The organism is Nostoc sp. (genome assembly GCF_036917315.1).
Classification (GTDB): Bacteria; Cyanobacteriota; Cyanobacteriia; order Cyanobacteriales; family Nostocaceae; genus Nostoc.
The window spans coordinates 129,768-144,634 of the sequence record NZ_JBALDR010000013.1 but is presented as its reverse complement, the minus strand read 5'-3'; the positions used below and the strand labels follow the sequence as shown (position 1 = coordinate 144,634).

16 protein-coding genes are annotated in these 14,867 nt (G+C 41.4%); 9 read left to right on the top strand and 7 right to left on the bottom strand.

Annotation, left to right across the window (positions count from 1 at the left end; genetic code table 11):
- Positions 1–313: 313 nt before the first annotated feature.
- Positions 314–598, bottom strand: coding sequence for a DUF2470 domain-containing protein (locus V7K84_RS06940; RefSeq protein WP_334837077.1), 285 nt, complete (start codon positions 596–598; stop codon positions 314–316).
- Between the two features lie 287 nt (positions 599–885).
- Between V7K84_RS06940 and V7K84_RS06935 the strand changes: the two genes are divergently transcribed.
- Positions 886–1,641: a metallophosphoesterase family protein gene (locus V7K84_RS06935; protein WP_334837076.1), complete on the top strand. Its 756-nt coding sequence runs from the start codon at positions 886–888 to the stop codon at positions 1,639–1,641.
- Positions 1,642–1,846: 205 nt separating this feature from the next.
- Here V7K84_RS06935 and V7K84_RS06930 read toward each other — a convergent pair whose 3' ends face one another.
- The gene (locus tag V7K84_RS06930) at positions 1,847–2,710 is read right to left on the bottom strand and encodes a M48 family metallopeptidase (RefSeq protein WP_322689344.1); all 864 of its coding nucleotides are present in this window, start codon (positions 2,708–2,710) and stop codon (positions 1,847–1,849) included.
- 393 nt (positions 2,711–3,103) lie between these two features.
- On the opposite strand from V7K84_RS06930, the gene V7K84_RS06925 reads away from it, so the two are divergent.
- Positions 3,104–3,637: a DUF4330 domain-containing protein gene (locus V7K84_RS06925; protein ID WP_334837075.1), complete on the top strand. Its 534-nt coding sequence runs from the start codon at positions 3,104–3,106 to the stop codon at positions 3,635–3,637.
- Positions 3,638–3,761: 124 nt separating this feature from the next.
- Here V7K84_RS06925 and V7K84_RS06920 read toward each other — a convergent pair whose 3' ends face one another.
- Positions 3,762–4,658 (bottom strand): alpha/beta fold hydrolase, encoded by an 897-nt coding sequence (locus V7K84_RS06920; RefSeq protein WP_334837074.1) that lies wholly within the window; start codon positions 4,656–4,658, stop codon positions 3,762–3,764.
- A gap of 612 nt (positions 4,659–5,270) precedes the next feature.
- Between V7K84_RS06920 and V7K84_RS06915 the strand changes: the two genes are divergently transcribed.
- Both V7K84_RS06915 and V7K84_RS06910 read left to right on the top strand, forming a co-directional pair.
- Positions 5,271–5,855 (top strand): hypothetical protein, encoded by a 585-nt coding sequence (locus V7K84_RS06915; RefSeq protein ID WP_334837073.1) that lies wholly within the window; start codon positions 5,271–5,273, stop codon positions 5,853–5,855.
- Between the two features lie 183 nt (positions 5,856–6,038).
- Complete coding sequence (locus V7K84_RS06910) at positions 6,039–6,812, top strand: armadillo-type fold-containing protein (protein ID WP_334837072.1); 774 nt, start codon at positions 6,039–6,041, stop codon at positions 6,810–6,812.
- Positions 6,813–6,882: 70 nt separating this feature from the next.
- Here the strand turns inward: V7K84_RS06910 and ftsE are convergent, their stop codons facing one another.
- Together ftsE and V7K84_RS06900 are read right to left on the bottom strand one after the other, a co-directional pair.
- Positions 6,883–7,629, bottom strand: a complete 747-nt coding sequence (gene ftsE, locus V7K84_RS06905; protein WP_334837071.1) for a cell division ATP-binding protein FtsE — start codon at positions 7,627–7,629, stop codon at positions 6,883–6,885.
- Positions 7,630–7,803: 174 nt separating this feature from the next.
- Positions 7,804–8,559 (bottom strand): WecB/TagA/CpsF family glycosyltransferase, encoded by a 756-nt coding sequence (locus V7K84_RS06900; protein ID WP_334837070.1) that lies wholly within the window; start codon positions 8,557–8,559, stop codon positions 7,804–7,806.
- A 423-nt stretch (positions 8,560–8,982) separates the two neighbouring features.
- Between V7K84_RS06900 and V7K84_RS06895 the strand changes: the two genes are divergently transcribed.
- The 3 genes from V7K84_RS06895 (at position 8,983) to V7K84_RS06885 (ending at position 11,968) form a co-directional block, all read left to right on the top strand.
- A complete protein-coding gene (locus tag V7K84_RS06895; protein WP_334837069.1) occupies positions 8,983–9,702 on the top strand; it encodes a response regulator transcription factor in 720 nt (239 codons plus the stop codon).
- A 163-nt stretch (positions 9,703–9,865) separates the two neighbouring features.
- Complete coding sequence (locus V7K84_RS06890) at positions 9,866–11,539, top strand: SpoIIE family protein phosphatase (RefSeq protein ID WP_334837068.1); 1,674 nt, start codon at positions 9,866–9,868, stop codon at positions 11,537–11,539.
- Positions 11,540–11,542: 3 nt separating this feature from the next.
- Complete coding sequence (locus tag V7K84_RS06885) at positions 11,543–11,968, top strand: ATP-binding protein (protein WP_094351551.1); 426 nt, start codon at positions 11,543–11,545, stop codon at positions 11,966–11,968.
- A 131-nt stretch (positions 11,969–12,099) separates the two neighbouring features.
- Here the strand turns inward: V7K84_RS06885 and V7K84_RS06880 are convergent, their stop codons facing one another.
- Positions 12,100–12,531: a ketosteroid isomerase family protein gene (locus tag V7K84_RS06880; protein WP_334837067.1), complete on the bottom strand. Its 432-nt coding sequence runs from the start codon at positions 12,529–12,531 to the stop codon at positions 12,100–12,102.
- A gap of 238 nt (positions 12,532–12,769) precedes the next feature.
- On the opposite strand from V7K84_RS06880, the gene queG reads away from it, so the two are divergent.
- Positions 12,770–13,744, top strand: coding sequence for a tRNA epoxyqueuosine(34) reductase QueG (gene queG / locus V7K84_RS06875; RefSeq protein ID WP_334837066.1), 975 nt, complete (start codon positions 12,770–12,772; stop codon positions 13,742–13,744).
- Positions 13,719–14,354 (top strand): HAD-IA family hydrolase, encoded by a 636-nt coding sequence (locus V7K84_RS06870; protein ID WP_334837065.1) that lies wholly within the window; start codon positions 13,719–13,721, stop codon positions 14,352–14,354. The genes queG and V7K84_RS06870 overlap by 26 nt, the downstream gene beginning before the upstream one ends.
- Before the next feature lie 133 nt (positions 14,355–14,487).
- Here V7K84_RS06870 and V7K84_RS06865 read toward each other — a convergent pair whose 3' ends face one another.
- The gene (locus tag V7K84_RS06865; RefSeq protein ID WP_334837064.1) at positions 14,488–14,865 is read right to left on the bottom strand and encodes a hypothetical protein; all 378 of its coding nucleotides are present in this window, start codon (positions 14,863–14,865) and stop codon (positions 14,488–14,490) included.
- Positions 14,866–14,867: the final 2 nt, after the last annotated feature.

Genomic DNA, 14,867 nt, shown 5'->3' with positions numbered 1-14,867 from the left:
CAATACTGCTCGGTTAAGAATTTTGGCGTTGCTGAATCAAGGGATGATTCTTGTAGGGTGGGCATCTTGCCCGCCTCGAAATATAAGGGACGGGCAAGATGCGCATCCCATAAAACAAACAAAATCATCCCGCAAATATGCAACGCCAGAATTTTAAACTGGAATTTGGTTTGGGGAAAAGGGAAAGGGGGAAGGGGTAAAGCTATGGAATTTTCCCTTCCCCTTTAACCTTTCCCCAGCCTAGTATTGCTATATGTACAAAAATATGTGATTAAATGTATCGCAGATTTAGTGTCAATTATTTTGTCATTTCCTATTTAGCCTTTACCCGCGCTTGCTTCACCATTGCAATCAAAGTTTGATGAGCATCTTCCGCATCTACTAAAACACGATCGAATTGAATGCGAACTGGTACAGCTTCCCCATTGACTTGCGCTGTTAAATCCATACCCTGTGCATCAATTGACAGCATTTCGGCTGCGATCGCATCTGTTAAACCACCAAAAGCTTTAGCATAAATAACTACAGCATCAGCATGATCGTCATTCATGTGCTTGCAGATGCGCGAACTAATTTCAGCAGAAAAACCATTAGACATTGTGAAGTTAAAAGTGATGAATATGGCAAGAGCCTAAATTCTCAGCTAACCTAAATTCTCGACTAAACAGTTCAAGTTAGCAGAAAAAGCTAGTCTTACGCCATCGTTATTATAAGTTATATCTAAAAAACAATTGTCGTTGTATATATTTGATAAGTTAAGTTTATTAATCGTACAAAAATTAAATTAAAATAAGCATTATCCAGTATTTTTACCTTTCATTGCGGAAAGCAGACAGCGTAAACTGTAGCAGAAGTATTAGCCAAAACTATTGCAGCTAAGAGACAATGAGCGAAACTAGCCCCAGACGAATTGTAATTGGGGATGTGCATGGACACTATGAAGGTTTAATGACACTGTTGGAGGCGATCGCCCCCACGTCAGAAGATCGAGTCTATTTTTTGGGAGACTTAATCGATCGCGGCCCTCACAGTGCGCAAGTAGTTAATTTTGTCAAGCAAAGTAACTACTCATGTTTGTTGGGAAATCATGAGCAGATGTTACTAAACATTCTGACCAATGAAAGGACTTCCTCCTCGACGATGCAAGCATGGCTGTTTGGTGGAGGGCAAGCTACCGTGGCCAGTTACCAAGAGGCTCCAATTCCTGATGACCATCTGGATTGGTTAAAAGCTTTGCCTACATACCTTGACTTAGGAGATATTTGGTTAACTCATGCTGGCGTTGACCCTTCCAAGTCGGTGGCAGAACAAACTGCCGATGAACTGTGCTGGATACGAGAGGAATTTCACAGCATTGAAAAACCCTACTTTCCAGATAAACAAATTATCATCGGTCACACCATTACCTTTACCCTACCGGGTGTTTCTCCTGGTAAACTGGCGCAAGGAAAGGGATGGCTAGACATAGATACTGGCGCTTATCATCCCCGGAGTGGCTGGTTGACTGGGCTAGATGTCACAAATCAGTTGGTTTATCAAGTTAATATCTTTAAAAACTATATCCGTATCCTGCCTTTAGAAGAGGTTGTAATTAACGTTGATCCAGCCAAAATTAAAGTCGATCGCCGCAATCGGAATTGAGGAATATTTGAAATGAGGGGGAGAAATCAATTAAAAAATTAAAAATTAAAAATTAAAAATTAAAGAACTTCTGCCCCCTACCTGGTTGTTGAGCGGCTTGCCCTGACTTGTACTGAGCGTAGTCGAAGTAGCGTAGTCGTTGGCGCAGCCTCTCGTAGAGAAGGGAGTCGAAACACTGCCTCCTGCCTCCTCTTTCTCAATTCCCTCAAGACTTCGCTAATGGTCGAATATTTGCTTTATAACTAGCATTATCCAAGCCAGATTTTCCATTACTAGGTTGAGAGTTAATTGCACGTCTGAGGGCATCAATGCGATCGCTGGTTCCGGGGTGTGTACTCAAAAATGTTGGACTAGAACCACCCTTTTTCAGCAGCTTTTGCATAAAAGAGACCATTGCTGACTGGGCATAACCAGTACGTGTCAAAGTTCGTAGTCCTCTTTGATCGGCTTCAAATTCGTTTTTACGACTGCGTGGTAAGTCTCGCGCTAACTGTACACCAATTTGCACTGCGGAATTTCGATCTAAGCCAGCCGCCGTTAATAGACCACTTTCGAGGGCTTTTTGCTGCATCTGCTTGACTACGTGTTTCCCACCAATGTGACCAATTTCATGGGCGAGTACACTTGCCAGTTCCGCTTCATTGTCTGCGGTTTTCAGCAAACCCGTGTGGACATATACATAGCCGCCCAAGGTCGCAAAGGCGTTAATAGCGTCATCCTCAACTATTTGAAAAGTATAGGGGAGATCGGGGCGATCGCTATTCGCTGCTAAACGCCGACCAACTTGTTCTACATAACGATTCACTTCGGGATTGCGGTAAAGTCGGACTTGACTGCCGACCAATTCCTGATTAATCTGCTTACCAAGATCAACTTCTTGATTAGGGGATATATTAGAAAGCTGAAATGCCTGAACTCCTTGGAGTAAAAGAGGCAAGAAATCTAAAGTTCTTCCAGGCAAGGGTGTACTCAGGCACAGACTCAGGGCGACTACCACTGAAATTAGGGGATAAAACCAGCGACGCCGCCATACACGGTAATTTGCAGCAAAACCTTTCCAATTGAACATAATACACTCTGAAGATTATTTCGGAAGAACATAAAATGAGGGGACAAATTATGAGACGGATTTAGAGTATTCTAAGTTGCATTCTTAACTCAAGACCAAAGGAGTTGTCATACAGATAATCTTGATGCAAATCTACCGAATTGCGGGAGGCTAGGGATTCTCTCTAGAGATAGGCTTAAACACTAGATTTTACTTTCTAGGTGCGTCAGTATTAACTGGTAAAAGTTTGAGGGTTAGCTGCCGTGCCTCGGAAATTACGAACTCGTGATAAACTGTCGCATAACCGCAACCCCCGAATACTTTGAGTTATTACCAAATAGGGAAAATTACCGTTTCCATCGAAAACTTTCTGGCTACAATCCATTACTTCGCTATTACCTTGGAAAACTTTTTATGGCTATTTTAGATTCAAAAGGTCGCTTGTTTGGCAAAATCAATCTTCTAGATTTAGGTGCTGCGCTGGTAATTCTACTAGTTATCTTTGGCATCTTTGTTTTTCCTGGCACTTCTGGTTCTGTTGCCCAAGTTGGGGCGAAAACAGTACCCATAGAAGTAGACTTAGTAGTTCGTGGTTTGAATGTACGCGACCCGGAGAAATTAATCGACAATGGTTTAAAAAAAGGTGGAAAAACCAATGTGATTATCCGCAATCAACCCTATGGACAGATTGAAATTAAATCTATTCAACAGCTACCTAGAACAGTCAATGTTTTTCAACCTGATGGCACTGTTAAAGAACTGCCAGATCCCAAGAGCAACAATTACAGTGCAGATTTTCTTTTGACTTTAGATGGCAAAGCTCAAGTTACTGAAAATGGGCCAGTTTTGGGTAACAGTAAAGTTAAAATTGGGATGCCATTTGAGCTAGAAGGCTTTAACTACAACTTCAATGCAACTGTCATTGATATCAGATTGAAAGACAAATAGTATTATCACTTTTGTGGATAATTTTCTCTAGCAATCTTATTAAACATCTGCTGAAAAAGAATGTAGAGACGCGTTAGCACAGCGGGGCAAAGCCCAGTCCAATTTTGCGTCTCTACTACTCATGTTAATTAAGCAAAGGTAAAAATTTGCGAATTAATCCGATTGTCACTGCTGGTAATTCCAACTGTGGTGTTAATCCCACATCTTCCAACTGTTGAAAAAATCGGATTGCTAAAGGATTGATTTCAGCAAGGCGGCGACCAATTGAGGGGCCTGTAAATTCCGACTTTTGTCCCCAAATAATGGCGGTGGGAGTGGTTAATTGTTGAATATAAAGGGATAAATCAAAGCACAAATCGCCACGGACAAAGGACAGTGCTGCATACTCAGCATTAGGCTGTAGAGCAGATTCTAGATAAGCATCTACAATTTCTTGGTAGACTCGATTGGATTGAGCAAATTGCCGTTGTTCTAAAAAGCTGCGAATGCCACCACTAGTAGCAATTCCAGTGCTGTAAAGTAAACGATCGACAATGGGAACGCTAACTAATTGGGCAAAAAAACTCCTAGAGTAGTCTTCGCCAAAGTCAGAAAGTCCGGCTGGGGTAGTAAGAATTAAAGACTTGAATAAATCAGGACGATCTGCTGCTACCCGAATTGTAAATGCTCCGGTCAAAGAAGAAGCGATCGCTGTTACTGGCCCAGTACAAGTTTGCTCGAAAAACTCCCGAATCGCGATCAAATAATCCTCAACTTTATAACTCCGTGCTGGATGTTCAGACCTACCCCAACCGAGTAAATCTGGCGCAATGACCCGATATTCAGCCGCAAAAGCCGGATAAACTTTCGACCACTCATAAGCAGAAGACCCACCACCAAAGCCGTGCAGGAATACCAAAGTTTCCCGATCGTCTTTGGCAGTCACATCATCCTCCCAAGGCGCTCCAGCAGCAGTATAATATACCATTCTACCTAGTGAGGTATCTATAGAGCGTTGTTCAAATCCTAGTGGTTGAAACATAAGTTTTTTTTGTTGACTGTAGTGATTCGTTGGCACAAGTAAGACAAGAGACCTGGGACGCAAGCACACAAAGAGAAGATTTGATAATTTATCCGCCTCCCCTTTCGTCACCTAGATGTTTACCGCACTCAGTGCTGAGTAAATTAACAAGCACTTAATATTTGTGTACTTAGTAAGAGCAACGTCCCTTGTAGGCAGTCTTTTAACTCAGCACTCTTCATGTGTCTAGTTCAAACTCGCCACACATTGTAATTATCAGCGAACCAATCACTCTCAGACTTCTCGCTAGCGTCAGATTAAGTAGATATAAAATTACTGGATTACTTGTAAAGATTTGGTGCTTTTTTTCATAAAAATAAAGTAACTGAACGTTGAAATTACTGTTCTATAAGGGTTTCTCCTGGTAGCGAGGCTCGCTCCAGCGTGAATCCAGCATAAGTTTTTATGGTAGTCTATCAAAAAACCGATAAATAATTTTGAGCGTCAACACGTCAAAAATAGTTAAAACGCTTATTTTAATAAGCTGTTAATTCTACTTGTATATGTAGAAAACACAGATTTTGATGTATAACTAATCTAAATTTTATCTAAGTAATAGTAAGGCGGGATGTCATGGTAAAGCAGGCTACTCTTCAATCAAATAAACTACCAACGATTGAAGATGCTAAATTTGCGCTTGACAACTTGAATATACAAAACGAAATTAAAGCTTCAGCTAGGCGGGGTCAGGTCGAGCCAGTTCTTGATGCTGCCAAACTTACTGTACCTACTTGTATTTGTTTAGACTTAGAAGACTTGAAGTGTTTTGAAGCGGTAGAGCGCCAATATGAACGTTGGGGAGTCATTTTTCACAATTGTCTAGCAATACAGCCATCAAATCCAGCATTTCCAACCTATTCAGGGCTAATAGTCTTAATGGGAGCGCCCAAAAGCGGATTTTTAGAAGCTACTTTCTTGCGTCCAGTTAATTCGGTTAGTGCCTTTGTCACTAGTTCGCAACGGCTAGTGCTTTCCGCCTACGATCGCGATCGGCAACTACTCGCTCAAACTGCACTACCAAGCTCTAATCTTGCCAATTCCGACTCGCCAATTTCCCCCAATACCTTATTATCTATAAATGTGAATAACATTCACAGCGTTACCTTTTGTACTTTTGATGGTCAATTCACCCTTGATAACTTTCGTTTTTGTCTTTAATTAAGACTTACGTACAAGATGCTCTTGCTCTTAGCAATTGAAAATGGTATCTTATGCGCTGTGCTGTATTAGTCTACTATCCCTCTATAAAATCGGGCATTTTGTGATTTAAGCCTTCATCTTTCCTTTATCCATAGTAAAACTTATACAATAGGTAATTTCGTAATCAAGTAGGTAAACACTGTGGCACAGGCTTCGTCTTCTTGGCAGCAATTGATCAACCAAATCCCCAACTGGAACTGGTCGCTTCCAAAATTCAAGACAAAGGGAGCCATAAAGCAGCAAACATTTAAACGTTTTTCTGGCCCTGGGGGCTTTCTTGGGTTCCTGACAATTATCATTGCCATGTTGTTGTGGAACTGGAAACTGCTACTGGCTCTCTTAATCGGCATTGGAGTAATGGTATTGGTTTACTCAATGCAGGAATGGGACTGGCAATTGCGCTGGTCAAAAATACGTAATTTCTTAAATAGTTCAAATCGTCGGTTAGTTTTAGCAGTCATCAGCGGTGGTATTGCTACTGTCAGCACTTACATGGCAGCGGCGATATGGGTTGACTCTCACAGTCACTGGATTGCTGCTGGTGCGATCGCGCAAGGTGTGGGAACCCTGTTAACTTTAATTTTATTGGTATGGCAAATTGTCAACTTCTATGAAAATCGAGAAGAAGACCACCTCGATCGGTTGTTGATGAATTTAACAGAAAAAGATCCATTGAAGCGGTTGATTGCTCTAGGTCAACTCAGTAAATTCATCAGCCGTAAGCGAGTTGACTCTTCAGTGCAGCAAGATATTGTCCAATGCTTGCAACTCCTACTCAGTCGAGAGGAAGAAGTTGTAGTGCGAGAGGCAGCTTTTAAGAGTTTACAAGCCTGCGATCGCCTACAGGTGCTACCCCTGAAAACAGCAATACCTTTCGTACCCGTATCATCAAAAGTCAAACACCACGTTTATTAGTTATTTGTCCTTTGTCATTTGTCCTTTGTCCTTTGCAAATGACTAATGACCAATGACTAATGACAAATAACTATTTTCGAGACAACGTTCCATTGCGAACTTGCACTATCGGATGATTGCAGCGCCGTACCAATTGTTCATCGTGGGTGGTAACAATCACCGTAGCCCCAAAGGAATTTAACTTCTGGAGAATCTGGATTACTTGCCAGGAATTATCTGGATCGAGATTTCCAGTCGGCTCATCGGCCAACAGTAGGGGTGGTGTACCAACGATCGCACGGGCAATACTCACCCGTTGCTGTTCTCCTCCAGACAGTTGATCTGGAAAACAATCAGCTTTACTCAGCAAACCTACCAGCTTTAAGGTTGGTTCTAAACGTCGTTGAATTTCTTTACGGGTATACCCTTGAGCTTGCAGCACAAAAGTGACATTTTCTGCTACTGTTCGTTGGGTAATCAATTTGTAGTCTTGAAACACAATACCAATTCGTCGCCGCAATAATGACAAGCGATCGCCCCGCAAATCCGCTACATTACATTCATCAACAATTACTTCTCCCTGTGTAGGCAACTCCTGGCCATACAGCAGTTTCAAGAGCGTTGATTTACCAGAACCACTTGGCCCCGTGATAAACAGAAATTCTCCCTTTTTTACCTCAAGGTTTGCATTCAATAAGGCGTGAGTGCCGTTAGCATAAGTCTTGCTTACAGATTGCAATTGTACCTTTGTAGTAGTATTGCTACCGTGCTGTTGAGTTTCACTGTCCTCTCCATGAACAGAAAAGTCTTTCTTAACTTGAGTTGTTAATACTGGCATTGTTAAATTTTCCTCATACCCACAACCAAACAGTTTGCCTGCTTAAATGTGACATTCTCCCCAAAATAAGGATTCCCAGGTTTTGCCTGGGAATTTAAATTTCAACAAAGAAAATTTAAAATTTTTTCAAGACTTTAATATTAACTAAGTAAGAACACTCAGCACTCAGCACTGTTAACTAATTGCACCCTTGGCTGTCAAACGATAAACACACGCTTTCACCGCAAACGCTGGCAAAGCCAACATCCGCCGCCAGCGCCAAGGTTCTTGATAAAGGCGATACAACCATTCCAAATTATTATTTCCTAACCAGGCGGGAGCGCGAGTTTTAGTTCCCGACCAAATATCAAAACTGCCACCAACGCCAATCCAAATTGCTTGGGGACACAAATGGCGGTTTTCGGCAATCCATAACTCTTGACGCGGCACTCCCAAACCAACAAAAATCACTTGTGGCTGCAATTGAGCAAAAGTTTGTCGCAATTGTGCTTCTTCTTCTGGAGAATGGTAGCCTGAGTGAGTGCCGACTATATTCAAACCTGGAATTTGCTGCTGCCAAAAATCTGCCGCATTTGCTGCTACTCCAGGCGCTCCTCCATAGAAAAATATTTTTGTCCCTGTCTTTTGTTGCCCAAGTGCTTGCAAAAGTTTTTCTGCTAATTCAATCCCTGGAAAACGCTGCACTTTTTGCCATAACAGCCATCGTAAATACAGAACAACCCCAGCTCCATCTGGAATCACCAGTTCAGCATTTTTAATCACCTGAGCTAATAATTGATTTCGCTCTGCCTGCATAGTCATTTCTGCATTGAGCGTTACGACATGAGTTCCTCTGCCTGTGTGCAGGCATTCTAACAACCAGCCTGGATAGTCAGCCATCACATGAACTGGTATTCCCAACACTGAAAATGCTTGATTGCCGTTAGACATAGCCTATTCTTAAGTAATACTCACACCAGATTTTGCATGAATGTTAAGTTTATCAAATTTTTTTATATTAGAACTTAGGCAAAAGAGATTCCCCTTTACCCTGCAACGAGAGAAAGCATAATTAAACTAAATAGACATAAGAGTGAACAAGAATGTATATACATAGCACTGCTACGTATATCTAAGGGTTTTAGATAACACATAATTAATTTCACTCCTCTGTCTATTAATTTTGGGCGCTTGTACTTGGGCTGAACCAGTCCAACTTTTATTGTTAAAGTGTAATATTCACTCAGTATAAAACGCTCAACTCGCAACTCTGGTTTCGGGAATAGAAACCCCCACTATACTGCTTGTAGATAGTGTGGGAGTATGTCACGAAACTCGACTTTATGGTTATAGTGTAACGGGCTGAAGTTGGCTATGAGTAAAATTCGTATCGCTCTGATTGAAGATCATGACCTAACTCGTGTGGGTATTCGTACAGCACTACAGCAAAAGGATGAAATTGAAGTTGTAGGTGAAGCTGCTAATGCTGCTGATGGTCTAAAAATGTTAAAAATGCTACAACCAGATATTGCCATTGTCGATATTGGTTTACCAGATAAGGATGGCATTGAGTTAACACGGGAGGTAAAATCTACTACTAACGGCCAGCAGCTACTTACAAAAGTATTAATTTTGACGCTGCGGGATAACAAAGAAGCGGTGTTGGCAGCTTTTGCCGCTGGTGCAGACTCTTACTGTATGAAAGATATCAAATTTGATAATTTGCTGGAAGCAGTACGAGTAACTTACAATGGCAACGCCTGGATCGATCCAGCGATCGCTCGGATTGTATTACAACAAGCGCAACAAAATCCTCAAAAGTTGGAATCGGTTTTGGTCGATTCCAAGACTATTGCTCCTAACCCAGATTCTTTTGAGAATCTGGAAGGAATTCAACCTTACACCCTGACAGAAAGGGAATTGGAAGTGTTACAGTTGATTGTCGAAGGTTGTAGTAATGCAGTAATTGCGGAAAGACTTTACATCACAGTTGGCACTGTTAAAACTCACGTTCGCAATATTTTGAATAAGCTATGTGCCGATGACCGTACCCAAGCAGCAGTCCGCGCCTTGCGTTCTGGGTTAGTTGGATAAATTTAATTTTGGTGTGGATCGATTGAGGATAATCAAGGGGAACTCACAACTTTGAAAAGTTATATTTTCAAAGTGAATGGCTTCTCTGATTTTCTCTTATTTATTAGGTGGGATAAAGATCATATTATCTCGCCATTCAAATATATGAAAACAAAAGTCAAATATGGCTGAGATTGGGACGGAAAAACTTAAGCTCATGGTGGTAGATGATGAGCCAGATAACCTAGATTTACTCTACCGCACTTTTAGGCGAGATTTTCAAGTATATAAAGCCAATCATGCCTTTGGTGCTATGGAAATCTTGGATCAATTTGGCGAGATGGCGGTAATTATTTCTGACCAAAGAATGCCAGAAATGAATGGGACTGAATTTTTTAGTCGCACCGTAGAGCGCTTTCCAGATACGATTCGGATTTTGTTAACTGGTTTTACTGATGTTGAAGATTTGGTAGATGCGATTAACTCCGGTCAAGTATTCAAGTACATTACCAAACCCTGGAATCCAGAACGGCTGAGAGGGTTAGTTGAGCAAGCCACTGATACATATCGCCTAGTTAAGAAGCGCACCCAAGAGTTGCGTCGGGCCCTACGGCGAGAATCTTTGTTTAATGCGGTAACAACAGCAATTCGGGAATCTTTAGACTACGATAGTATGCTGCAAAAAATTGTCGCAACTATTGGAGAAACATTTGAAGCTACCAGTTGCTTGCTCAAACCAGTGGAGGGCGATCGCCTCACACAAGATGAGTTCTTCTACCGCGATCCGAAATCTGATGTATTAGATTCCTTCTTCGACTCCAGTGTTTTAATCGAAAAAGTGCTGGAAACCCGTCATTATCAACTCGCTCAAGATATATATGACGGTAATCCTGGTCATCACCTAGTTGTGCCACTTAGCTACCATCAGCATCTGTTGGCTGTGCTAACTCTCCACCAATGGGGACGCGATCGCCCTTGGGAAGACGAAGACATCCAACTAATTGCAGGTGTTGCCGAACAAGCAGCCTTAGCCCTCTCTCAAGCAAAACTCTACCAACGCCTCCAAGAAAAGCAACAGCAGATTCACACTGAGTTAGAGGTGGCTCGCCAAATTCAATACAATCTGCTACGCCAAAGTTTACCTGACATTAAAGGTGTGAAGGTACAAGCTTGCTGCTATCCGGCACGTGAAGTAGGAGGCGATTTTTTTGAAGTTTTTGTCCATCCTAAAGGCGACTTGTGGTTGGCAGTGGGTGACGTTTCTGGCAAGGGCGTCCCAGCAGCTTTATTTATGGCTAGTATTATTTCAGTTTTACGCCGAGAATTATCTCAAGAGACACCAGCAGAGCCGAATGTGGTCATGCAGAACCTCAACCACGCTCTCAGTGAAGATTTAATTAGCAACAATTATTTTGTCACTCTTGTGTTAGCTTGTTATACCCCTAACACTAAAGAACTGGTCTACACTAATGCCGGTCATATTTATCCAATATTATGGTCACGCCAAGGTGCTTTAGCCGAAAATCCCAATTACCTGAAAGTTCGCAGCGTTCCTTTGGGGATTTTGCCTAAGTGGCAGGCACAGTCTGGTCGCTTGGTTCTGGCTGCTGGAGACACATTGTTACTAGCCAGCGATGGGATTACAGAAGCAATGGTATCAAATAATCCCGATGCAACAGGAAAAACTGAGGCTGGGGTTGAGTCAGCAAACCGTTCGATGCTGAATCAAGATGGTCTTTGGCAACTCTTACAACAAGAGCAACAACCACTTTCTCTTAACCATTTACTAGCTCGCATCCAGGCAGATAATCACGTTCAAGAAGACGATCAAACTATACTTTCACTGGAGATTTTGTAAGTCATGAAAAGTGAGCTTCATGTACCAAGCGACTTGAATTTTCTGAATATTGTTGAAAACTGGTTGTTGGGATGTTTGAAAATTCAGCTAGGAGAATCTGTGGATTGGTCGCGGCAATCAAGTCGTTTGAGACTGGCTTTAGTGGAAGCCTACTCTAATGCAGTCCGTCATGCCCACAAAGACCAACCAAATTTACCCATATTACTGCGTTTAGAAGTGAAAGACCGGGATTTTGCCCTAGAAATTTGGGACTACGGCGAAGGCTTTGATATGTCTAACTACTACGCTCCAAACCCGATGGAAAAGCAAGAAGGTGGTTATGGTTGGCTGATTATGAATCGTCTCATGGATAAAGTAGATTACAAGTTGCAGGTTAATGGTGCCAACTGTCTGAAGTTAGAAGCTACTTTACCCGAATTAGTCCAATAGACAAAAGTGACTATTTTTCAAGTCATGCTATTTATGAGGAAGAATTCAGGAGTCGGAATAAAGCTATGAATCCTGCGTGAGTAGGTAATAAATATTGGTTTAAAACTTTGCCCTTGCTAGTTATTTGCTACTTAATTTTCACGACGTAAAGTAAGTAACTCTTTGGGGGAAGCTAAAAGTTTAATTCTAGTATAAGAAATTTGCCGTTGTTGGTTGAGGATAAATAGCCACAAGACATTGACACTACACCACGAAGTTTGTGCTTTGCCTGTTACCTGGACTTGGATATCACCATTTTCCAAAGTCTCGACTATTCCTGTATTCGGGTAAGCTTTGATGTTTTGACCTTCTTGTTTTAAGTAGGCTGCGATCGCATCTGTCCCGACAAAATCGGATTCAAATGGCGGACGCATCACACCATCTATCGCAAATAAGGCAGCAGTTGCCTCAAATTCTCCTGCATTTAAGGTTTCAAAATAACGCAGTACGCTTGATTCTGTAATTCCCTCAATCTGGAATTCTTCTTTCAACTGCGCTGGCGATATAAATTCAGTAGAGGTCATAAAATTACCTGTATTATGCTATCTGAATATTAATTTCAATACAAAAATAAGTAAAAAAAAAGCTGCTATTGAGATAGATTGCTACATTTTAATAAATCTTCCTAACGATGGAAGTTTTGAACTACTATGCAGTTTAAGACAGGCTATATATTGGGCAATTAACAAATCTTAATTAAAGGTATTGGCTACATCATATATAATTAAAACGCCTTTATTTGGGCAAAATCCAGATAAAAAAATGAATCAGTATTCTGTAACGAGCAGCAGTCTGGTGAAAGAAAAAGCCAGCGAGTTGGGCTTTCACAAAGTTGGAATTACTGCTGTAGATCGGGTAAATGCCACAGAAGCGCAGAGGTTGCAAGCATGGATTGAACTGGGTTATCACGCTGATATGAAATGGATGGCTAATCCCAAGCGTCAGGATATCCGCTTAGTGATGCCAGAGGCGCGATCGCTAGTGTGTGTAGCCCTGAATTACTACACACCACATCAACGTCCTGAAGGTGAGGAATACGCCAAAATTTCCCGTTATGGTTGGGGAAGGGATTATCACAAGGTAATGCATGGAAAACTCAAGCAGCTATCTATATGGCTAAAATCACTCGATCCAGGCGTATTGGCTCTTTATTATGCAGATACTGGCCCAGTGCCAGATAAAGTGTTGGCTCAACTTGCTGGAATTGGTTGGATTGCCAAGAATGGTAATGTGATTACACGGGAATATGGCTCTTGGGTATTTTTGGGAGAAGTGTTGACCAATTTAGAATTAGAGAGCGATCGCCCGCATACAGAACACTGCGGTAGCTGTACTCGTTGTCTTCAAGCTTGTCCCACAGGTGCAATTACTCAGCCTTTTGTTGTCGATGCTAATCGCTGCATTGCTTATCATACAATTGAAAATCGTGACAAGGAATTGCCAGAGGCGATCGCATCTAATTTGCAAGGCTGGGTTGCTGGTTGCGATATTTGCCAAGATGTTTGTCCTTGGAATCAACGTTTTGCCCAAACAACAGATATTGAAGAGTTTCAGCCTTATCCTGGGAATATTGCTCCCCACCTGCTAGAATTAGCCCAAATCTCAGATCGGGAGTGGGATAAACGATTTCCAGCATCTGCCTTGCGGCGGATTAAGCCAGAAATGTTACGACGCAACGCCCTAGCTAATCTTGACGCATCCAGGCAGAAGAATGACCCAGAAAGTAATTATTTTTGATTTTGATGGCACAATTGCTGATACAGTAGATGCCCTTGTAAGTATTGCTAATCGTTTAGCTATAGACTTTGGTTATAAACAAATAAGCCCAGAACAATTAGCCTTTCTCAAGAACTTAACATCTAGGGAAATCATTAAGTACTCAGGAGTTTCTCTATTTAAGATCCCTTTTCTAGTTAAACAAGTTAAAGGGGAATTAAAAAACAAAATACCAGAATTAAAGCCAATTGTGGGAATTAAGGAAGCATTAACAGAACTCCAAAATCAAGGATATAAACTGGGTATTATCACTTCTAATTCTAAAGAAAATGTTACCCAATTCCTCACAATCAATGATTTAAATCACCTATTTGATTTTATTTACTCAGGAATTACAATTTTTGGCAAAACAACTATTATAAATAATGTCTTGAGGCAAAAGCAACTCAAACCTCAAGAAGTTATTTATGTTGGAGATGAAACCAGAGATATAGAAGCATCAAAAAAAGCAAATATCCAAGTGATTGCAGTCACTTGGGGCTTTAACTCATCGGAAGTACTAGCCAAGCAAAATCCAGATTATTTAATTCAGCAACCTAGCGAACTACTAGAAGTGATGAACAGTCGTTAATTAATAAATAGTCAAAAGTGGATTAACAATCGACCGAAATAGTAGAGTGGGCAATGTCTACTAATACCGAGAACCTCAATTTTCATATTGGTGACATTGCCCATCTGACAAAATAGCAAGATATCAGGAAAAATTAATTTTTCCGTTCGCCCTTTTCTAAAGCTTGTTTTACTAAATCATCACTGACATTAGTTGCATCCCCAGTCTCAGAATTCCCAACTTCTTTTGCTGACTCTAGAAAATCATCAGGATTGCCAGTTGACTGTGTTTGAGTTTTTGTCTCTTGTGGCTTAGAGGTTTGATAGTTAGGTGCAGTAGCTGATTCGGCTGCTGCTGCACCTTTACCTGTGCGATCGACTTCGCTCACGCTAAATTTTTGTGCAGCTGCATAATCAGCATCAAAATTCACCGTTGGCGCTTTTTCTTCACCACTAGCTATGCTTTCGGCAGCTAATTGCGCATCCTGGGTGGAAGCTTCATTTAAATTGGGCTTTACTTCTTGATCGGGCATAA